The 19,030-nt window shown below is 56.2% G+C and carries 32 protein-coding genes; 16 read left to right on the plus strand and 16 right to left on the minus strand.

What is annotated here, in order from left to right:
• Positions 1–383 precede the first annotated feature (383 nt).
• A complete protein-coding gene (locus ACYQ2T_RS17420) occupies positions 384–2,987 on the plus strand; it encodes a tetratricopeptide repeat protein (RefSeq protein ID WP_459902124.1) in 2,604 nt (867 codons plus the stop codon).
• Between the two features lie 480 nt (positions 2,988–3,467).
• On the opposite strand, the gene ACYQ2T_RS17425 is transcribed toward ACYQ2T_RS17420, so the two are convergent.
• From ACYQ2T_RS17425 to ACYQ2T_RS17460, 8 genes are all read right to left on the minus strand, one after another.
• Positions 3,468–4,487: a tyrosine-type recombinase/integrase gene (locus ACYQ2T_RS17425; RefSeq protein ID WP_459902125.1), complete on the minus strand. Its 1,020-nt coding sequence runs from the start codon at positions 4,485–4,487 to the stop codon at positions 3,468–3,470.
• Entirely contained in the window at positions 4,487–4,702 is a 216-nt protein-coding gene (locus ACYQ2T_RS17430) for a helix-turn-helix domain-containing protein (RefSeq protein ID WP_459902126.1), read from the minus strand. Before ACYQ2T_RS17430 ends, ACYQ2T_RS17425 begins: the two co-directional genes overlap by 1 nt.
• 279 nt (positions 4,703–4,981) lie before the next feature.
• Positions 4,982–5,404 carry a hypothetical protein gene (locus tag ACYQ2T_RS17435; RefSeq protein ID WP_459902127.1) on the minus strand — a complete coding sequence of 141 codons (423 nt, stop codon included), beginning with the start codon at positions 5,402–5,404 and terminating at the stop codon, positions 4,982–4,984.
• Positions 5,405–5,723: 319 nt separating this feature from the next.
• Positions 5,724–6,014 (minus strand): hypothetical protein, encoded by a 291-nt coding sequence (locus tag ACYQ2T_RS17440; protein WP_459902128.1) that lies wholly within the window; start codon positions 6,012–6,014, stop codon positions 5,724–5,726.
• A complete protein-coding gene (locus ACYQ2T_RS17445) occupies positions 6,015–6,371 on the minus strand; it encodes a hypothetical protein (protein ID WP_459902129.1) in 357 nt (118 codons plus the stop codon). It abuts the gene before it with no gap.
• Between the two features lie 3 nt (positions 6,372–6,374).
• Complete coding sequence (locus tag ACYQ2T_RS17450; RefSeq protein WP_404845329.1) at positions 6,375–6,563, minus strand: hypothetical protein; 189 nt, start codon at positions 6,561–6,563, stop codon at positions 6,375–6,377.
• Positions 6,564–6,698: 135 nt separating this feature from the next.
• Positions 6,699–7,424 (minus strand): hypothetical protein, encoded by a 726-nt coding sequence (locus ACYQ2T_RS17455; RefSeq protein ID WP_459902130.1) that lies wholly within the window; start codon positions 7,422–7,424, stop codon positions 6,699–6,701.
• On the minus strand, positions 7,424–7,795 hold the full coding sequence (locus ACYQ2T_RS17460; protein WP_459902131.1) for a hypothetical protein: 372 nt from the start codon (positions 7,793–7,795) through the stop codon (positions 7,424–7,426). The genes ACYQ2T_RS17455 and ACYQ2T_RS17460 overlap by 1 nt, the downstream gene beginning before the upstream one ends.
• Before the next feature lie 110 nt (positions 7,796–7,905).
• Between ACYQ2T_RS17460 and ACYQ2T_RS17465 the strand changes: the two genes are divergently transcribed.
• The gene (locus ACYQ2T_RS17465; protein ID WP_459902132.1) at positions 7,906–8,166 is read left to right on the plus strand and encodes a hypothetical protein; all 261 of its coding nucleotides are present in this window, start codon (positions 7,906–7,908) and stop codon (positions 8,164–8,166) included.
• A gap of 209 nt (positions 8,167–8,375) precedes the next feature.
• Here the strand turns inward: ACYQ2T_RS17465 and ACYQ2T_RS17470 are convergent, their stop codons facing one another.
• From ACYQ2T_RS17470 to ACYQ2T_RS17500, 7 genes are all read right to left on the minus strand, one after another.
• Positions 8,376–8,507: a hypothetical protein gene (locus ACYQ2T_RS17470; RefSeq protein ID WP_459902133.1), complete on the minus strand. Its 132-nt coding sequence runs from the start codon at positions 8,505–8,507 to the stop codon at positions 8,376–8,378.
• A gap of 323 nt (positions 8,508–8,830) precedes the next feature.
• Positions 8,831–9,241 carry a protein-export chaperone SecB gene (locus ACYQ2T_RS17475; protein WP_459902134.1) on the minus strand — a complete coding sequence of 137 codons (411 nt, stop codon included), beginning with the start codon at positions 9,239–9,241 and terminating at the stop codon, positions 8,831–8,833.
• 2 nt (positions 9,242–9,243) lie between these two features.
• On the minus strand, positions 9,244–9,804 hold the full coding sequence (locus tag ACYQ2T_RS17480; RefSeq protein WP_459902135.1) for a type II toxin-antitoxin system MqsA family antitoxin: 561 nt from the start codon (positions 9,802–9,804) through the stop codon (positions 9,244–9,246).
• A 3-nt stretch (positions 9,805–9,807) separates the two neighbouring features.
• Positions 9,808–10,131, minus strand: a complete 324-nt coding sequence (locus tag ACYQ2T_RS17485; protein WP_487247229.1) for a type II toxin-antitoxin system MqsR family toxin — start codon at positions 10,129–10,131, stop codon at positions 9,808–9,810.
• A 272-nt stretch (positions 10,132–10,403) separates the two neighbouring features.
• Entirely contained in the window at positions 10,404–11,030 is a 627-nt protein-coding gene (locus tag ACYQ2T_RS17490; protein WP_459902137.1) for a hypothetical protein, read from the minus strand.
• A gap of 400 nt (positions 11,031–11,430) precedes the next feature.
• Positions 11,431–11,679, minus strand: a complete 249-nt coding sequence (locus tag ACYQ2T_RS17495) for a hypothetical protein (RefSeq protein WP_459902138.1) — start codon at positions 11,677–11,679, stop codon at positions 11,431–11,433.
• A gap of 169 nt (positions 11,680–11,848) precedes the next feature.
• Positions 11,849–12,106 (minus strand): hypothetical protein, encoded by a 258-nt coding sequence (locus ACYQ2T_RS17500; protein WP_459902139.1) that lies wholly within the window; start codon positions 12,104–12,106, stop codon positions 11,849–11,851.
• A gap of 90 nt (positions 12,107–12,196) precedes the next feature.
• On the opposite strand from ACYQ2T_RS17500, the gene ACYQ2T_RS17505 reads away from it, so the two are divergent.
• Positions 12,197–12,661, plus strand: coding sequence for a hypothetical protein (locus ACYQ2T_RS17505; protein WP_459902140.1), 465 nt, complete (start codon positions 12,197–12,199; stop codon positions 12,659–12,661).
• 2 nt (positions 12,662–12,663) lie between these two features.
• A complete protein-coding gene (locus tag ACYQ2T_RS17510) occupies positions 12,664–12,828 on the plus strand; it encodes a DNA gyrase inhibitor YacG (protein WP_459902141.1) in 165 nt (54 codons plus the stop codon).
• A gap of 141 nt (positions 12,829–12,969) precedes the next feature.
• Here ACYQ2T_RS17510 and ACYQ2T_RS17515 read toward each other — a convergent pair whose 3' ends face one another.
• Entirely contained in the window at positions 12,970–13,191 is a 222-nt protein-coding gene (locus tag ACYQ2T_RS17515) for a hypothetical protein (RefSeq protein ID WP_459902142.1), read from the minus strand.
• 469 nt (positions 13,192–13,660) lie between these two features.
• On the opposite strand from ACYQ2T_RS17515, the gene ACYQ2T_RS17520 reads away from it, so the two are divergent.
• The 12 genes from ACYQ2T_RS17520 to ACYQ2T_RS17575 all read left to right on the plus strand — a co-directional run bounded on the left by ACYQ2T_RS17520 (position 13,661) and on the right by ACYQ2T_RS17575 (position 18,949).
• Positions 13,661–13,873, plus strand: a complete 213-nt coding sequence (locus ACYQ2T_RS17520; protein WP_459902143.1) for a hypothetical protein — start codon at positions 13,661–13,663, stop codon at positions 13,871–13,873.
• Positions 13,870–14,982, plus strand: a complete 1,113-nt coding sequence (locus ACYQ2T_RS17525) for a hypothetical protein (RefSeq protein WP_459902144.1) — start codon at positions 13,870–13,872, stop codon at positions 14,980–14,982. Before ACYQ2T_RS17520 ends, ACYQ2T_RS17525 begins: the two co-directional genes overlap by 4 nt.
• A gap of 4 nt (positions 14,983–14,986) precedes the next feature.
• The gene (locus ACYQ2T_RS17530) at positions 14,987–15,544 is read left to right on the plus strand and encodes a hypothetical protein (protein ID WP_459902145.1); all 558 of its coding nucleotides are present in this window, start codon (positions 14,987–14,989) and stop codon (positions 15,542–15,544) included.
• Positions 15,544–15,798: a hypothetical protein gene (locus tag ACYQ2T_RS17535; RefSeq protein WP_459902146.1), complete on the plus strand. Its 255-nt coding sequence runs from the start codon at positions 15,544–15,546 to the stop codon at positions 15,796–15,798. The genes ACYQ2T_RS17530 and ACYQ2T_RS17535 overlap by 1 nt, the downstream gene beginning before the upstream one ends.
• A 5-nt stretch (positions 15,799–15,803) precedes the next feature.
• On the plus strand, positions 15,804–16,328 hold the full coding sequence (locus ACYQ2T_RS17540; RefSeq protein ID WP_459902147.1) for a hypothetical protein: 525 nt from the start codon (positions 15,804–15,806) through the stop codon (positions 16,326–16,328).
• A complete protein-coding gene (locus ACYQ2T_RS17545) occupies positions 16,325–16,978 on the plus strand; it encodes a tyrosine-type recombinase/integrase (protein WP_459902148.1) in 654 nt (217 codons plus the stop codon). Before ACYQ2T_RS17540 ends, ACYQ2T_RS17545 begins: the two co-directional genes overlap by 4 nt.
• The gene (locus ACYQ2T_RS17550; protein ID WP_459902149.1) at positions 16,935–17,132 is read left to right on the plus strand and encodes a helix-turn-helix domain-containing protein; all 198 of its coding nucleotides are present in this window, start codon (positions 16,935–16,937) and stop codon (positions 17,130–17,132) included. Before ACYQ2T_RS17545 ends, ACYQ2T_RS17550 begins: the two co-directional genes overlap by 44 nt.
• Positions 17,132–17,323, plus strand: a complete 192-nt coding sequence (locus ACYQ2T_RS17555) for an NrdR family transcriptional regulator (protein ID WP_459902150.1) — start codon at positions 17,132–17,134, stop codon at positions 17,321–17,323. The genes ACYQ2T_RS17550 and ACYQ2T_RS17555 overlap by 1 nt, the downstream gene beginning before the upstream one ends.
• Positions 17,324–17,430: 107 nt before the next feature.
• Complete coding sequence (locus ACYQ2T_RS17560) at positions 17,431–18,045, plus strand: hypothetical protein (RefSeq protein ID WP_459902151.1); 615 nt, start codon at positions 17,431–17,433, stop codon at positions 18,043–18,045.
• A complete protein-coding gene (locus ACYQ2T_RS17565; RefSeq protein ID WP_459902152.1) occupies positions 18,042–18,248 on the plus strand; it encodes a hypothetical protein in 207 nt (68 codons plus the stop codon). The genes ACYQ2T_RS17560 and ACYQ2T_RS17565 overlap by 4 nt, the downstream gene beginning before the upstream one ends.
• 11 nt (positions 18,249–18,259) lie before the next feature.
• Positions 18,260–18,574 (plus strand): phage holin family protein, encoded by a 315-nt coding sequence (locus ACYQ2T_RS17570; protein WP_404845347.1) that lies wholly within the window; start codon positions 18,260–18,262, stop codon positions 18,572–18,574.
• A gap of 201 nt (positions 18,575–18,775) precedes the next feature.
• On the plus strand, positions 18,776–18,949 hold the full coding sequence (locus tag ACYQ2T_RS17575) for a helix-turn-helix domain-containing protein (protein ID WP_459902172.1): 174 nt from the start codon (positions 18,776–18,778) through the stop codon (positions 18,947–18,949).
• The last annotated feature ends 81 nt before the right edge of the window (positions 18,950–19,030 follow it).

Consider the following 19,030-nt stretch of genomic DNA (forward strand, 5'->3'; position numbering starts at 1 on the left):
CAATAAAGCGCCACATCGCCCCGCACTGCGCTATATTCTGCGCGAACAACAAGAACGCTACGCAATCTCTTTTAATTCTTCACAAATCATCGTACCTTGCGCCGCGAACGCCGCGCGCCAGGCGCGCCCGAGAGAAACACTTCAACCCAACACGCCGCCTATGCACACACGCCACAGCACACTACTCTGCCGCGCCGCCGCATCGAGGCAGGGGAGAGCGTCACCCCAGCATCCCCGCCGCCGTCCAATGTCCCGGACGAATCCTTTTCCCCAAAGCCCGCGCTATAGCCGGAGGCTTTGGAGAGGAAACGTTGTCTTGCCGCACGCGCCTCGTGCGCAAAACAGATTTATAATGCCATTAAGAGATATGAGAGAGAGGGAACATGTCTGATGCATCCAGACAGAACAGGTCCGGTCAAAAAGAAGTGAACAGCTCGCGATCCCATGCGTTCCTGTGGGCTGTGGTCTTTATAGCCGTGGTCAGCGGCACCATTGTTTACGCAGCCGAGCAAGCACAAAGAACGGTGCCGCCCCGTATTGTGCCGGATAAGGTCTCGCAGCAGTTTTCGCAGTTAAGCGGGGATATCGAGGCGCTTCAAATGTCCGTGCGCGAACTGTGGCAAGCGCGAAACGTGCAGGAGCTGCAGGACAATCAAGGGCGCATGGGCAACTCCGTCGCGGGGTTGCAGGCCAACGTCGATGAGCTGCAGGGGCGCTTGAACAACCTTCACAACTATTCTGGATCGGAAGTCGTACGCTGGGCAGAGTCTGCCGTCCAAAGTTCCGATTCGCTCATCGCGAATGTGACACTCATTGTGACGATCGGTGGAGCATTGGCGGCATTCCTTCTTGCGGGTTTTTTCTTCACCATCAGGGAGCGGGCAAAAAATGAGTTGGAATCCGCCAAAACCGAATGGGAGCGCGCGACATCGCAGCAAAATGAAAAATTCAACGACATGCACATCAAGTTTGAGGAGCTGCGCCGCACTATAGAACAGGATGCCGCCAAACTAAGCGAGAAGTGCAATAAGGATGTGGCGCGCATCAAGGAGTTGTTGGAGAAGGCGGAATCCAAGGCCGATATCATCGACAAACTTGCCCGCGATAGAACATCTGATGGAATCGTCTGGAATGACGTGCGGCGAGAAGAGGTGGACACTGTGGCCGCCGACGAGTCCGCTTCTTTCCTGAAACGCCTCACCGCTAAGGCTCTTCAGGCCGAATCGAAGAAAGACTGGCAACGAGCCGTCACCCACTGGCAAACACTCGTCGCCGAAACCCCGAAAGACCCAGAGGCCCATTTCCGCTTAGGGTATTGCGCCCAAATGATGGCAGAGGCGGAGCCTGCACGAAAAGTTTTTTGGTTTCAGAAGGCTGCGGAGCACTATGAACGCGTCATAGCGATCGAGCCGCGTCATGCAGCCGCGTACAACAACTGGGGCAACGTACTTGGTGATTGGGCGAAGATTTCCAGCGGCGACGAGCTGGACGAACGCTTTGACGAGGCGTTCCGTATGTACGAGAAGGCCACCACGCTGAATCCAGAATACGCCGATGCGTATAACAACTGGGGCACTGCGCTTGGCGAGTTGGCGAAGATTTCCAGCGGCGAAGAGCAGGCTGAACGTTTAGCCGAGGCGTGCCGCAAATACGAGAAGGCCACCACGTTGAATCCGGAACACGCCCTTTCGTATAACAACTGGGGCACTGCGCTTGGCGAGTTGGCGAAGATTTCCAGCAGTGACCAGCAGGCCAAGCACTTTGCCGATGCGTTCCGTATGTACGAGAAGGCCACCACGTTGAATCCGGAAGACGCCGATGCGTACAACAACTGGGGCATTGCGCTTGGTGATTGGGCGAAGATTTCCAGCGGCGACGAGCAGGACGAACGCTTTGACGAGGCGTTCCGTATGTACGAGAAGGCCACCACGCTGAATCCGGAAGACGCCGATGCGTATAACAACTGGGGCACTGCGCTTGGCGAGTTGGCGAAGATTTCCAGCAGTGACCAGCAGGCCAAGCACTTTGACGAGGCGTGCCGCAAGTACGAGAAGGCCACCACGCTGAATCCAGAATACGCCGATGCGTACAACAACTGGGGCAATGCGCTTGGCAATTGGGCCAGGATTTCCAGCGGCGAAGAGCAGACCAAGCACTTTGCCGATGCGTGCCGCAAATACGAGAAGGCCACCACGTTGAATCCGGAACACGCCCTTGCGTATATCAACTGGGGCACTGCGCTTGGCGAGTTGGCGAAGATTTCCAGCAGTGATCAGCAGGCCAAGCACTTTGCCGATGCGTTCCGTATGTACGAGAAGGCCACCACGCTGAATCCGGAAGACGCCGATGCGTACAGCAACTGGGGCATTGCGCTTGGCAATTGGGCCAGGATTTCCAGCGGCGAAGAGCAGACCAAGCACTTTGCCGATGCGTGCCGCAAATACGAGAAGGCCACCACGTTGAATCCGGAACACGCCGATGCGTATAACAACTGGGGCATTGAGCTTAGTGATTGGGCAAAGATTTCCAGCGGCGAAGAGCAGGTCAAGCACTTTGCCGATGCGTGCCGCAAGTACGAGAAGGCCACCACGTTGAATCCGGAACACGCCCTTGCGTACAGCAACTGGGGCACTACGCTTGGTGATTGGGCACAACTTTCTAGCGGTAACGAGCAGGTCTTACTCTTGGATCAGGCCGAAGAGACGCTATGCAAAGCCGAAGAACTCTGCCCCGGCTCTGGCGCCTACGACTTGGCCTGCGTCGCCGCCCTCCGCGGCCAGCCCGACACATGTCGCCATTGGCTCGCTACCAATTTTCAGCACAACGGCGACCCCACCGCCGACCACCTCACATCCGACCTCGACCTTGCCGCTGTCCGCGACCAACAATGGTTCAAAGACCTGGTGGCGGAACGCCGCCGCAGAGAGGCCGGGGAGTGCGCCGGGCCCTCTAATGCCGATTTTCCAGACAGCGCTGACGCCAACTAACCCCGCCACGCCAAAAGCTCCATCGTTCACCCGGTGGGGCTTTTTTCATGCCCCAACACAAAAAAATCCCGCGCTCACCTGCGACCCGTATTGGGCGCATTTGAGGAAAGGACCCATTACACGCCATAGGCTCGTGCTGGCGCTTTGAGTTTTGGGCTGTTTCTTTACAAGGGGGAAGGGGGAGAAAAGAGGAAATCCGCGCACCCCTTTTGCGGTCGCGGCCGCAGGAGCGACCGCGTCAAAATCGCAGGCCGACCAAAAAGAAGAAGCTAGGGGGCGTGGGACAGATGTGGGACAAACTGGCTTTTGCGTGGGACAAACGTGGAAAAAAGAAAAGGGTCTACGGCTGTGAAAGCCGTAAACCCTTGTATTCTCTGGAGCCAGCGATGTGAATTGAACACACGACCTGCTGATTACGAAGAATATGAGAAATGACGGTATTGCTTGGTTTGCGGGGACACTTTACGCAAATTTTACGCGTTACTTGATTCGGACAAGGGGGAAGTTTACGCGCTGGATTTCGTCTTGCAGGTGGTCGTCAGACAGGTGGGCGTAGATTTCTGTCGTGGCATATCGGGTGTGGCCGAGGAGGTCTTGCAAGGTTCGGAGGTCGCCGCCGCCTTCGAGGAAGAGCACCGCGAAAGAGTGGCGCAGATCGTGGAGGCGCATATTGCCGAATCCCGCTTTGACGAGTGCAGCCTTCACGTTGTGGCTGATAGTGTCCGGGTGTTCCCAGCGCGAGAAAATGCGCCCCTTGCCTTTTGGGATGCTGTCCAAGATAGTCTTGAAGGTTTGCGACATTGGATACCAGCGGCAAAGATGGGTTTTGCTCTTGCGGATAAAGTAGCGGTTGCGCTTCCAGTCTATGTCTGTCCATTCGAGGTTGAGCAGTTCCGCACGGCGGCGTCCTGTAGCAAGGTAGGCCATAACGAGGGCGCGCAGATCGGCGTCTTCGATGGTCGAAAGAATGCGGGCAACGTCCTTCTTATCAAGGAAGGCGGGGGCCTTTTTTTCTACGCGCAGTTCTTTGACGCCCTTGAACGGATTGCTTTTGAGGTATTTCCATTCGACGGCTTTGTTGAAGACTGAGCGCAAGTGGCGGATGTAGTTGTTTATGGATGTTGGTTTCAGCCCACGTTTACGGCCAGCTGTGATGAGCTTGTCGGCTTCTTTGGTGCCGAGTCTGTCTAGGCGCGTGGTGCTTCCCGTGACCTGCCTGAGATTCTTGACGGCCAGCATGTCTGCCCGAGCGGTTGCGGGGCTTCGGTTTACGTCGGCCCATTCTTCATACTCTGCGGCGAACTCCGCAAGCGTGATGCCGCATTCTCCTGTGAGGGATTGCAATTTGCCCGCAAGATACTGGCGCTTGATTTCATTGAACAAGCGCAGAGCCTCCGCTTTATGAGGCGTTCCGAGGGAACGCCTCTTGCGGTTCAGCTCGTAATAGTAGTTGGGCGAGCCGGGTATTTTGAATGGTTTTCGAAGCCCCATGCCTTTCATTACCGCAGGCCCCTCACATGCTCAAGCACTCTTGCTTTAAGTTCACTGCCCTGCAAGAGAGCATGGCAGCTATCTTCGGATATTCTCCAGTCCTTCCGGTTTCCGGCCGGGATTTGCTCCGCCTCGACGATGCCTTCAACACAGTAGCGCCGCATGGTTTTGCGGCAGACGTTGAGCAGTTCGCAGGCTTGCCCCATTTTGAGGAATCTGGACATTACGCTTCCCCTTGAAAAATTACGATTTCAATACAGGCGACTTTGGCAAGGTCGTCATCTGGTAGAGCCGCTGTGGGGCGGACGGTGAATGCTTTGATCGTTCCGCGAAGGCGATGCGCCTTGCCGTATCCAAGCGAGAGGGTAACGGGGCGGCCTATGGGGCAGGTGTGTTCGTTCCATGGGCCGCCGGGCTTGCGATATTCGGTCGTCTTGTCCCCACGCGCGAACGCTTCGAAGTGTTCGCGGCGGAGGGGGATGAAGAGGGGGCAGTGCATTGTCCTACGCCCCCTCCGGCTTGCCAGCGAGGCCGCAATATCCGCAGGGAGCCTTTTTTTCGTACCGTCCGTGACCCAACCCTTCGCACTCGTTGCACCAATCATCGACTGACATGGTTTTCGAATCAAAGCGTTCCCCGTCGCAGTATTCGCAAACCCAATCGACAAACTCGCCAGTTCCCTTTTCAATTGGAACTATTTTAGTCCCAAGATGGGGCCGGTCTATATCCTTTTCAACTTCCTCAAAACCCCAGCGCCACATCATGCAGTCAGAGCCAACGCACCGGGATTGATCGGTGACATGGGGGGCAGAAGACCCGCAGTGATAACGATTAAAAGGCCCTTCCAGAGAGTCTTCCGCTTCGTTGATCTCGACGCAGCGGACATGTGGGCACCATCTTAGACGAGCTTGCTTTTCCGTGATCATCGTTTAGGCTCCCTAAATTGTATCGTGCCATTGATTTTGGGTGAAGTTTTCCTCATTCGTTTGTACCCGAGGGCTTCGTCTTCCAGAGAGAGGCCCCGATACTCACAACGTGCGGGGTAGGCACTGCCGTCGGAAGGGTCAATTGCGATTACCCAGCCGAAGACGTGGAGAATGCGGTTGATGAACCACAAGAGGCCGAGCTTTCGAAATTCTTCCCATGTTCTGCGTTCCATAATGCGATTCTCCTTTCCATTTTGTCAGTTCGTTTACGCATGGCTTTCATGCTGATGGTTCACCGCTGCGCTGAGTTCGCTAACGCTCATTTTGCCACCTCTTCCTTTGTTTCAGGGACAATGACCGTGTACGAGAATGCACCGAGTTTGAGGGTCATCTTTACGTTATTCGAGCCGTCATTGACTTGATAGACAGGGGTGTGCTCAAGGTTCTTGAACGCCGTGATTATGCCGCCTGCAAACCAGAACATGCACATCAGCATGATTCCGAAAGTCAGGACGAGGGTTCCTATCTTGTGCAGATTCAGTTCTTTGCTCAGGAACGCGCCAGCGAACATGCAGGGTATTGAGAGTAGGAACAGGTTGAAGCCGGGCATTTACGCAGCCCTCCTTTCCATTTCGTCAGCTCGTTCCCGCATGGCTTTCATAATGTCTTTTACGGAGTCCCATGGGATGAAAAGCTTTTCTATGGTGGCTTCGTCCTCATCGCCCACGATTTCGCGGGTAAACGAGAACTCGCCTGAAAACGCGACCTTGGTTGCCTTGGTGGGCTTGAGCACTTGCTCAAGGGCTTCGCAGCGGGTTTGCGCCTCGCCGAGCTGGCGCGTCAGTTCGGCGTTTATGGTGTCGAGCTGGTGCAGTCGGCGTGCGATCTGTCTTAGGAATCTTTGAGACAGGGGGACGCTTGTTTGCGCGATGGTCCGTATGAGTTCGTCCGTTGTCGGTTCCTTCATCGTCTAAACCTCGCCGTTACACAGCGCTTCAAACAGCGCGTTGAAGGGTGTGTATCCTTCGTTCCAGAAGGCCCACCACTGGCCGCCCCAGCCTTCCCTTGAATCAAAGGTGGCGATTGCTTCGGGGGCGAAGCCGAAGTCTTTGGCCGCTGTGTGGGCCAGCTCCTGCATCCAATCCGTGAAGAGTGCCATAGTCGTATCTCCAATGCGTTCAGAGTGTCGGCTGATGCATCAGGCCATGAACAGGGGCCGCGCCCATGCGCGGGCCTTGGTGATGGCGTGATGGCAAGGGGGCCGGGGAGGGGAGGCCCGGCCCCCTTGGGTGAGCTATGCGATCACGCTCACGCCTTCGGGCAGGTTCGTCTGGAGGTATTTTTGAATGGCGATGGCTACGCCCTGTTTCCAAGCGCCGCCATCGGCGTCGATGAGGCGGCATACTACGCCGCCGCGTTCGTCCTGCGACATGCGGAACACGAACTGGCGTTCGGGCTGTTCGATTTCATGGAACGTGCTGTACGGGTACAGCTTGCAGGGGTTGGGCAGCTCTACCTGCTGAACGCGGGCGACTCCGGCGCGGGCGTTGACGTGCTGGGTGACGCCGTCGTCGATGATATCGGTGGAGGATTCCACGCGGACTCCTGCAACAATTTTCAGCATGGCTTCTCGGTCGCCGCCTTTGCCGAACTGCGCCTGCAAGTTCGTGATGAACTCATCCGTAGAAGTCCACTGGTCGAAGACATACGAAGGAAGCAGGGGGGCGGCGGTCACGTAGTTCGGGCGCTGGAGGAAGTCGCCCGTCAGCCTGTCGCGCACTGCCACTTTGGTCGGGCCATCGACGTGGACGACAAGGTTTTCCAGTTCCAAGTTGTCGCGGTTGTCGATGAGGTAGTTGACCAGCGCGGTCAGCGTAGAGACGCGCAAGGTTTCCGGCATGGGGGCAAAGACTTCGTGCGCCGATTTGGTCAGGTACTTGCGTCCCTCAATTTCAATGACTTCGGGGCGTTCATTTTCTGCCCCTACTTTGAGAACGCTTTCAAAAAGGGATTTGAGCATTAGTTAGCGCCTCCTGCTTTGCGGAAGGGGGTGACGTTATCGGGTTCGACTTCGGGCAACAGGTGCTGGCCGGGGTTGTACGGGCCAAGCTCGGCGGCTACGGCTGTTCCGGTCTGGTCCTTATCCACGTAGAGGGTGGAGTCCATGGGGGCCTGTGGGGCAAGGGCCGTCTTGGTGCCGATCTGGCACGTGACGTTCTGGCGGTCTGCGCTCGGTGTGAGGGTGATTTCCAGCGTGACCTTGCGTTTTTTCTTGGGGTCCGTGTTGGGGTCCAGAATGTTGTCCCACGCCTCGCTCAAGCAGTAGTCGAATGCCTCGATAGCGGCACCGCCTTTGAGGTTGGCAAGAGAGACGTATCCATCTTCAGGCATAAGAAGAACCTCCGGTTGCGGGTTTGGTAGATTTTGCATCTGTCATTACTATGCGTTATTGGTCAGGCTGTATTTTGCTTCACCTATTAACCAGTAAAGGAGTATGAAAGATGCAGTTCGAAGGTGCCCTGATAAAAGAACAGGGCGTGACATTTGCAATTGTCGTCGTAAAACAGCATGTGCTGAATAATTCCACTCAGCGGGAAGATGTTCAGCGACAATTCACGCATTTTTTCCAAAACCCTGTGGTGCTGATGGCTCAAAATAGCCGCGGGCGTCATGATTTTTGGGGACGTCAGGATTTAGTGGACTTCCTTGTGAATGTCCCCGTCTCAAGTATTCCGTGGAAGAAATACACCATCAGTAACTGATAGTTGCCTAAGGTACTCCAGCGCTTTCGTGAGGGCCTCGGAACTTTCGCGAAGGCGCTGGGGTGAGGTGGACAGCAAGACGTTGTTGTCGGCGTAGAAGCCAAAGATCACTTCATTGCCGTCTAAGACTTCAATGTTGACTCCATTTGGTCTCCATTCGGCTTGCCTGTTGTTCTCGTCAGGCATTTTCCCTCCTTTTACGTTGCGGGTTAGATGGTGCCGGTTATCCACTGCCCTACGGCCACGAGGGCCATGTATGCGGCGAGGAAACAAACGGCTCCTACGGTGCGCCACGCAAGAAGGGCGACGGTATGCAGGGTTCTACGGAACTGTGCAGGCATGGTGTTGCCCTCCTTGTGTGGCGGATTTTGGGTGCTACGGCCAGTCATCAAGGAACAATCTGTGCAGCTTCCGGCGTGCTCCAGTCCGCCGCATGTTCGTCTAGCTCCGGGGAGCGCCTAGCGAACGGCTCAGAGTGGGTGGAAGCGTTGCGTTGGAGAAATGTTTACACTTGCTAACGATTAAGTCAAGAGTATGTTGTCGAAAGGTAACACGCTGGGCAAGTGGAGTCGTCCCACACTAGAGGATGCATCAGCATGGTGTTTTTAACGAAGGAGGGAGAAGGGCAAAAAGAAACCCCGCCGGGGCGGGGTTGGTGGGGGTGCTATTCGGTGATCTGTTGTGTTTCTTGTGAGGTGGTTTTGTCTTTCGCCGCTTGCGCGAAGTTTATTGCTTGGATGTGGAGCGGGGGGAAGCCCGCTCTTCGTGTAAGGTCCGCGATAAACTCACGGACATACGGGAAGACAATTGCTGGGAGGTTAACATTGCACAATTGGTCTATGTGCTTTTGATCCTCTTCGGAGAAGTTGACCGCAGCTTCAAAGGTCACCGAAAAAGAAAAGGGGTATTGGGGACCATGCGTGGTTGCAGTAAGCGAAAGTTCCCCTTGTTGGGTGTCCTTATGGTAGCACGATTCAACGGCGATTTGAGTGTCGATGCTTAACTCATCACCATTTTCAAAATCTTTATTGACTTTGAAGTGAGATTCGGTCGCAGAGATGTGTTCGATGTTCATCGCTAAAATCCATTGGCACAACAAAGGTTATTTGCAGGGCCACATGTTGTCGATGACTTGAGGAGACCTCGAAAGCGAAATTCGCTGGGCTTGGCCTTGGAGGTTTGAACAAATTTGACGATTTTGGCGTTGCCTTCGACGCATTCTCTACTCGACGGTGTTATGGTGTCCATGGCCTGTGGATACTCTTTTATAACGCGTAAAAGGTTGTCCATCGCCTTGCTTTGAGTCACCGTCCCTGTTTCATAACGAGCAAAGGATTTTTCACCAATTCCGAGCTTTTCCGCGAATGCTCGCTGTGTAAGGCCCAAGGAGTCACGAAGATTGAAAATTTCCTTGGGTGACAGCAGACCGTCTACTTCGCGCCTGAAAGCCAGCAATTCTTGCTCAATCGCGTGGTTTTCTTTGGGGTTTGTCAGCTCTTCATGACAATTAGGGCAGGCATAAGAAATGTATCCGGGGACACTCTTGGTGCGTCCCTTATAAGTGATGGATTCTTCTGAAACGACGCGTTCCAAAGTACCAGCAGAGCACATAGGGCAGGGCAGTCCTTCATGCAGCATATTTTAATCCTCCAGATAAAGGTGGAGCGAGGTGACTAGGATGATGTTGTCGTTGCTCGTTGTGAGCTTGAATTTGACATAGAGATCACTCCCTTCAAAGAGTAAGTGATAGGCATCTTGCCATTCCCCCTGACGATAATAGTCTGACTCCGACTTTATGAAGTTCCGTCTGGATAATTGTGCAATTACCTGAGGAAGAGCTTCATCTGGATCGATGCCTACTTCTTCACGACACCTGCGCTTTGCGCTTCGGGTCAGGGTGTATTCGTCTCGTTCGACCAGGTCCTTGACTTGGTTGAGGTCGTGATGGGGAGTGTACTTCGTCACCTTTAACCGCCTTGATATCATTATGGCACTTTTGTGGACTTCGTCAACATGATGTGAGCAAAAAAAAGTTAGTAGGCAAGTAGGGGGGCAAGTGTGGGGGTGTCTTGTTGCCCGGAACTGCGCCCCCCAACTCCATTTTGGCTCTATGTGTTTGCCAGCCTGTAACTATTGTCAGGTTTATTTATCGGATAGACGTACTAAGCGGATATAAAAATGTTCGTCAGGATCATACCTCACCGTAGGCCGCGGTCGGCCTCCTCCCTCAACCACCCTTAGGCTGTGCGCCTAGTGGTGTGGTCTTCTCCTGATTCTTCTTCGAAAAGTTCGGTGGCTCGTTCGAGCACGTTGGCGGGAGCGATGCCTATGGCTTTGCAGATGCTGATGAATTGGCCAACGGTCATTGCCCGTTTTCCTTCGAGCATCTCGCTGACGGCTACTGAATCGGAATCTTCTCCGAACGCTTTTCGTGTGATTGTATCGATTCTTTTCCCGAGTAATTGCGCGCCATCACGGAGGATAGTCGCGACATATTCTTCATAATGAGTAGGCATGGTGGCGGGTGGGTCAGTGGGCACGTCAATGCTGACCCCATAGATTTCTTCTAAGGGAATTCGAAGCTTATCGAGATACTGCACCATGTTGCGGAAGGATATCCGGTCTCCTCCACGGCTATAATCAAGCCACTGCTTAATCGTTGCCCTGTTGACCTTTAAAAGTCGGCCAATAGCCGCCATGGAGTGCCCTTCGTTTCGCAACTCATGCAAGCGTTGGATAACAGCTGTCCATGCCCGTTCATTAACACGATAACTATCCATACCCATTTCATTATCTTGGCGCACGTTAGCAACGCTCCCTTGTGGGTTGATTAAGTTGTTAATCTTCGCTAACATTCCGGCCATGCAAAACGTACTCGAACAATTCCGGGCATCTAAGAAGTTAACCTTTGCTGAAATTGGTAGGCGTGCTGGGCTTAGCCGGGCCACTGTCCTCATGCACTGTAAGGGTGAGCGGCCAATAGGCGGGGAAGCGGCCATCCGCTATTCCGTCCATTTGGGTATCCCGCTCCGGCATCTTCGCCCGGATTTGTTCAAGCAGTTTCCATGTGCCGACAACGGCGAACCAAAGAAGGTCGCCTAAGTTTGGCACAGTATAACCCAAACCCCGCGCGGCAGCTAAGCGAACGCGCGAGCGATTGTCTCGGCGGAGGGAATGAGGATGAAAGCTGTTGGCCCTGAATGTTCGGATAGGTTTTACAGAGCAACCAGAAAACTTTGCACATGGTGCATGGAAAATGACGTCTCAGTGGAAGACCTCAAGCGCTTTCGCGTGTTGCCTAGTTTTCCCAAGCTTGAAGGCTCGCTTGATGAACGTATCAAGGCGCTTCGCCTGCTCTTGAAGTTGCGCATCGTTTTTGCTGCGAATGGAGAAGAAACCGTCAATGCCGAGATACATGGCACAGCCCGTAGGGGGTACGAGTACGCCTTGCGCAAGGTGGATGAGGCGTTGCAGGTCGAACATGAGCCGTCGCGCAGGGCGCATGTCCGGCATCAGGCGGACCTCCAGCGTGATTTGGAGAATGAATATTCAGAGAGTCCTACGCTTCGCCTTCATACTTGCTTCCATCGGGGTGGCCTCATGTGCCCGACGCAAGAAATGGACGACCTCGCTGCTGCATTTATGAAGGCCGCCCATAAGGAAGGGGTTAGCGCTGGACTCTTTATTTACGACGAGGGGTCTTGTTCTGCTTCAATTGACGACTGGCGTCCAACTTACGGCGCTCTTCTTCTGTTTCGCGCCATTCAAAGGTCCATGAAGTCGAGAGCTTTCCATTGTGCGAGATGCTTTGTTCCTGACGAACTTTATACTGACCTTCTTGCAACTCAGCGTCAGGGTTGACACGCGTAAATCCACGTCCTTCGAACCATTTCTTTTTAGCGAGATAGTCTTTGTGACGTGGTGAACCATGAACTGGCATTTGGTGCTCCTTTATAGGTGTTTGTGAATCTGTGGTGGTTTCCCGATACACTATAGAGGAGCACCTTTCAAACAATAGTGGAAAATGACAATGGAAGATAACCTCGAAGGGTTGCAACCATGGGAAATGATGCGCGCTGCAAAAGACGCGCTCGGCATGTCTGCCCTTAATCGAATTTTCATGACCGGGGATAAGACGCTCTACAAGCAAATGCGCAACCCGGATTTCGGTGGCGAAAGTCATAGGCCCGTTATCCAGCGCGTGAGGATGGTCTTGCACGACCTCGACAACGCCGGGGCAAGTGAGCTTGCGCGGGCCATGTTGAACTACATCGCGGTTCCCCTAGGTGTCCATGTAGTGCCCAATGCCTCGGCAACGCCGGACAAGGATAACATGCAGGATGAATGCTTGGACGACTACCCGTGCCTTGTTGCCCTGCATGATGCCATCCGCTCGGGTCAGGGGGTGCGGGCGATTGAGAGCTTGGCCGAGGAGGTGAAGCGCGAAGTGGACGAAACCGTGGTGGCATACCGCAACGAACAAGAAGGGAGGTAGCAATGGAGCAGCACCGCTGCCCGATCTGCGGCGCGCCGACTGCGCGCCCGTACTGTAGCGCCGGGTGCTTCAATGGGCGCAACGGCCTGCGCAGGTATCCTGATGTTGGGAAGGTGAAGACGGTTGGCGAGGTGAAGGCCGTGAAGATTAAGAACGTAAGGAGGTAAGGACGATGGCGGAAGCTGAAAAGGTACAGATTAAGACGAATGTCGAGAGTGAGCTTGGCTGTGAGCTGGTGGATATCGTGAATGTCCTTGGAGACTTGGGCGTCCCCAAGGACGAGATTTTAAACGTGCTTGGCTATCGGGTTAATCCTTCATTTTATGAGAGGGATGACTTTTGTCAGCCTCGTCAAGCATGGTGAGAATGTCGTTAAACAAGGCCGTGGGCTGCTCAGGCTCGCCAGCATTTTTCAGGGTGCTATAGGTCATGAGGTAGGCAAGCTTGTAGTTTTGGGGTTTTCCTTCGAGGACACCTCTAAGCAATGCCCATTCGGTCGTACCCTTAGGCTGTTTTAGTTTTTCTGACATGATTTCTCCTTTCTGGTTAGGTGGTTAATGAAGTTGACAAGAAAGGCGATACCAGAAAGGTGAAGACAAAAAAAGCCCCCCGGCGGCTACCGGGGGGCAGGGTTCTAGCGGGTGCTAGATACCTTAAAGACGAAACCAAAGTATGCCACGGAGCATGCGAAAACGCAAGGAAATGGGTCGCATGAAAACATACGTTCCCTTGACAATACTTCGGCCCTTGGGCAATGGTTGCGCTGTTCGTACTACCACAGCGCTCTCATGCCTTGCAGGGGGTGCACACAATCGCATTAGCGAAAGTCTCGTAGCTGACGGGTGTAGCTTTACCAACTCACCTGATAGCGAGGGCACCAAGAATCCCCATATCGTGAGGTATGGGGGGCGCTGTGGTAGGCGCGAACAATTCTTGGTGCCTCTTTTTTTGCGTTGCGCAGAGGTGCTGAACTGTTCATCTACCACAGGAGGTGCCGTTATGGCCCCGACCCCCACCCCTTCCCCTGAAGAGGCTGTTTGCCGTCTCTTCACCATCAGTGACGCCCTGTCTGAGATTTCCGATCTGGTTGAAGATGAGCGCCCCGGTGTGGCCGCCCTTGTGCGCGTGCTAAGCGAGCAACTTGGCGACTGCGCGGAGGTCATCGACGTTGCCCACCCTCGACCGATCTACGACGAGAAGGGGGCGGCATGAACAAGGACTTCCGAGTTTCCACAGGCTTCTTCCGCCACCACAAAACCATCAAGCTCAAGCGCCGACTTGGCTTAGCAGGGCCGTATGCCGTGTTGACCTTGTGGGCCTATGCCGCAGAGTTCAAGCCGGAAGGCTCCCTCATGGGCATGGATGCTGAGGACATAGCCATTTCCGCAGAATGGGAAGACGACCCGCAGGCCTTGGTGGAGACCCTCTGCGATGTTGGCTTCTTGGAGCAGTGCGAAGAGGGGATCTATCACCTCCACGACTGGCAAGAGCACAACCCGTGGGCGTCCGAGGCAAAGGAGCGTAGCGACAAGGCGCGGCTCTCAAAGTTGAAGCAGTTCAACAAGGCGGCGTTCCTAGAGTGCGAGGCCCGGGGAATCGACCGCCTGACCCCCAGCGAATACGCAGGGTGGAAGGACTATCGCCCAGCGACCGCTCGGGAAACCCCGAGCGATTCGCCAGCCACCCCCGACACCCCCCCGGGGTGCCCACAGGGTACCCCCGGGGTACCCCAAGACACCCCCGGGGGGTACCCTAAGGTTTCGCTAGCTCCTTCTCCTTCTCCTTCTCCTTCTCCTTCTCCTGCTACGCAGGAAGAAGAGAAGAGAGCTTCTTGCGAAGCTTCGTCACCGTCTGCCGACGGCGACACGTCGCGCCCTGCTCCTGAACAGCCTGAAACGACCTGCGAAGTGGAAGACACCGAGCCTACACCAGAAGCGCCAAAGAAAGCCGCTTGCCCGTATAAGCGCATCGTGGAGGCCTACAACGTACGGCTTGGGCAGTATCTCCCCACCGTTCGTGAGTTGACTGACAAGCGCAAGAAGCACGTGCGCGCACGGTGGCAAAGCAACCCGGAGCGGCAGAGCGTCGAGTGGTGGGACAGCTATTTCGAGTACGTCTCTCGCTCGCCGTTCCTGTGCGGCCAGAAGAATGGCTTCCGCGCCAACTTTGATTGGCTGGTAAACCCGAGCAACCTGACCAAGGTTGTCGAAGGCACGTACCACGATCAGGCCGAGGCAAGCGCCAAGGGGGCGCCGAAGGGCAAGCAAAGTGTGAGCGAGAAGAATCGCAGCGTGTTCGAGCGACTGGCGGCGGAGGGGTAGCGACATGGAATGGAGCAACAAGAACGAACGGATGCAGTTTTTGGCGAGCTTTGCGGCCTTGTGCGAGACGTTTGGCAAGGAGTGCACAGAGCAGTTGCCCAAGATTTACCACCGCGCCTTGCAGGACTTCACGGTGGAGCAGGTGAAAACGGCCATTGGCAAGGCTATCATGCACGGGCGTTTCTTTCCGCGCCCGGTTGAGCTACGCGAGCTGGTGCAAGGGCGAGTTGAAACCCGCGCTGAGCTGGAGGCAGACAAGGTGCTCAAGGCCATTGCCGAGTATGGCGCATACAACGCCGTAGCCTTTGACGACCACGTAACCGCCGCCGTGGTGTGGCGGGGGTTCGGAGGCTGGGGGCTGCTGTGTGACAGCGTGCGCGAAGGCGAAGAAAAGTGGTTCCGCAAGGACTTCGTGCGGCGGTATGTGGCGTTTGCCGAGGAAGGCATCACGCACGCCAAGGCGTTGCCCGGACGCAGGGGGACAGAAAGTGTTGTCCTTGTCGGTGATCGGAAAAAGGCGCTCGCCGTTTTGGAGAGGGCCGAACCGAAGAGGTTGCAGTGATGGGGTGTTGGATAGAAATCCCGGCGATGGTTGCCGGACGCCTCCCGGTGGAGTTCCTGCCGCCGCGTGGCGAGGTGGTGGAGTTTGAAGTTGATTGCCACGAGCATTTGGGCGGGCGGCGCGTGGACGTGATCTTGATGCGGGGTGCCTTCGATGGCGAGCGGTTTGACGCCTTCGAGAGGACCATCAACACCGTGTACCCAATCATGCGCGCGGCACGCTGGCGGCAGATCTGCGCCACCGAGGCCGCATAGGAGCGATGATGTTTTATACCTGCAAGTGGTTTCGCATTGAAGAACTGGTGCCGCCGCCGGAGTTGTTGCCGGAGAATATGCAGCGTGCGTATCGGCATTATCCGGCTATGCTGTTCCGGTGCTTTGATCGTCGGCTGTTGGTGACGCTGGACCTGTTCCGCAAGCGGTACGGTGTCTTCACCGTGAACGACTGGCCATGGCGCGGGGATGATCCGAACGCCTTGCGGTATAGCGGGTGGCGTCCCTTTGGGTGCGGCGTTGGCGCGGACCTGTCCGAGCACTACTGGTTTCGCGCCTTCGATGGGCACTTCCGCTACGTGACGCCGCAGGAGATTTGGGACGACATGCTCAAGAACCCCACGGACCCGACCTTCGCGCATGTAGAGCGCATTGAAGCCGGGGCCGGGATGTCGTGGGCGCACATCGATGTAGGCCAGCACAAGCGCTATGGCCAAGCCATTCGCGTCATCCCCGGACCTCACGGGGACCGGGCTGGCTTGCCGGGGTATATTGAGAAGGTGGCGGCGTGAAAGGGTGCCGCCCGCTAACTGAGGACGAAATCCGCCGAGCGTTTTCGTCGTTTTCTGGAAGGCTCGCCGTGCGCAATAGGTGCTTGTTTGTACTTGGCGTTACGGCGGGCTTTCGTGTCTCCGAAATGCTGAGCCTGCATGTGCGGGACGTGGTGGCGCAGAAGCGCGTGCGGCGTTCCGTGCGGGTGGCGCGGCGTCATATGAAAGGGCGGCACGAAAGCCGGACGGTCTACCTCGCGCGCGAGGCTCGCGTGGCGATCTTGGAGCAGATCAGGGCGCTGGGGTGGCCGTCGCCTGATACGCCGCTGTTCCTGTCGCAGTCGGGCCGGGGGGCTATCTCGCGGTCGCAGGCGTACCGGGTGCTGATCCATGCATTCGAAGCCAGTGGCATCAGCGAGAACCTCGGCACGCACACCTTGCGCAAGACGTTTGCGAATCGGCTCTATGATTACATGTTGGAACAGGTGGCGGCGGGCAAGGCCGTGGACCCCTTCACGGAGGTGAGCCTTGCCCTCGGCCACAAAGACCCGGCCAGCACGCGCCACTATTTGAGTTTCCGCGACGAGCGCCGTAGGGCCGCGATCCAATTTATGGGAGGCATTTTTGATGGGGAAGACGCTGACGGTGCGGCAGGTCGCCGAGCGGCTTGAATGCCGCCCGGAATACGTCCGGGGGTTGATCCGGCGCGGGGAACTGCGGGCCAGCAACCTCGGAACGCCTGAACGCCCACGCTACCGCATCCGCGCGATCAGCCTTGAGGCGTTTTTGGATGAACGTGAAGTGGTGGGGATAGAGGAAGACTAATGCTCAGTTGTCCACGGTGCGGAGCGGATACGATGGTGGTGCGGTCGCTGGATGATTACAGGACTGTTGTCCGTCTGCGGGAGTGCAAACGCTGTAGCCATAGGTTCACCACAACGGAACTGATGAATACAGAAATGAATGGATTTATCGAGGCGTTGTCCCGCACGCACATGCAAGAAGAACAAACATAGAAGAAAAGATACCGCATATCCATGTATATAGGCGTCGCCATTATGGCGGCGCTTTTTTATTTTGTATGGCGATTGTGTTTTATCGTCTCAAAATTGTGGAGGTTAGCATGGACGATGTGAAACCTATCTATCAGTCTCGCACCTTTTGGGGTGTGGTTGTGTCCTTCATCAGCACCATTGCGGCCCTGTGGGGCCATGGTGTGGGCGCAGAGGCGCAAGCGGGCTTGGTTGATTGCGGGGTGGCTATCGGCGCGGCTGTGGGCGCTGTGGCGACCGTGTATGGCCGCATGAAGGCGTCCAAGAAAGTGAGCGTGAAGAAGGGAGCAAAAGGGGCCGCAAAGCCCCTCTTGGTGCTGGCACTGTGCGTGCCGCTGTCCTTGCAGGCGTGCGCATTGGCCGACCTGTCGCCGCAGGATCGCGCCCTCGCCGTCGGGGAGGAGCTGAGGATCAACTATGTCGGCCTGTATGCCGAGTATGGCGAATTGCATGAGGCGTTGCCGCCCGAAGGTGTGGCGTTTCTGCACGCCAAGGTGGCCCCGGCCATGGATACCGCCAAGCGTGCCATCGTGGCCTATCGCGACGCCGCGCAGGTCTACGCTCGGACCGACACGGAGCCGGAAGGATATGACGCCTTGCTGCGCGATGCGCGGCGGGCGTTTTCGTCGTGCGCGGCTTTGATCATGAACGCGAAACAGTATCTCGACGGAGGGGATAAGTCATGAAGGATGGAACCATTGCCCTGATTGAATCCGGACTGCGCCTTGGTGTGCAGGCCTACGAAACCGCCATGCGCTTGAAGGCGGAAGGCTATGACGTCCCGGCTTTGGATGAGTTCCAGCGCCGGACCGATGAGCTGCGCGACCTGCCTGATCTGGCCCACGGGCTGCGCGTGGTCCCCTCGCCGGACGGTGACGGGGCCGCGTAATGCCGGAGCGCATGAGCATTGAATCCTTGATGCAGTTGATGGGGGGCGTTCTGCCCCCTGTCCTGCTGGCGCTGTTTGGCGGCACTGTGCGCGTCCTGCGCGGGCCGGGAGCGTGCTCCGCCCGGTACGTGTTCGCCACCATCGTTACTGCGGCGTTTACGGGATACATGGTTCACCTGCTGCTGGAGCCTGTCGCCTTCGTCCCCGAAGGGATGCGGCAAGCCTGCGTCGGCGTTGCCGGGTACGCGGGCGGGCAGCTCCTCGACATTATCGCAGACCGTGTATGCGCCGCCGCCAAGACCTTCAACCCAACAAACAAGAGGTAAGACACCATGCAAGCGTTGCCTCCTTTGCCGCCGACGGCGCAGGTCGTGGCGGAAGTCATCGGCAGAGCGCGGACGTTGGCCCTTGCCAAGGCGTGCCGCTTTCGTTCGTTGTACGTGCCCCAGCGTTTGCCCGCCTGCCATTGGTTGCGGGATGTGGTGGGTGATCAGGCAGCGCAAGCGCTGGTGGATGAGTTTAGGGGGATGCAGTTGCCGTTAGCCCGCTGCGCACGGGTGGAAAAGGCCGAGCGCGACGCACGCATCATTCATATGCGGGCCGAGGGCTTGAGCGCAGGGGAGATAGGGCGGCGGCTTGGAGTGCCCGCAAGCACAGTGAGGACGGTGGTTCACAGGCACAGGCTTGCCGCCGCAGCATGATTCTAGGCAGCGAAATGCAACATTCCCCATAAAGTTTACGGATTGAGAGCTAGACGCCGCTAGACGCTTGCAAACGAAGCC

Source organism: Desulfobaculum senezii (assembly GCF_054657395.1).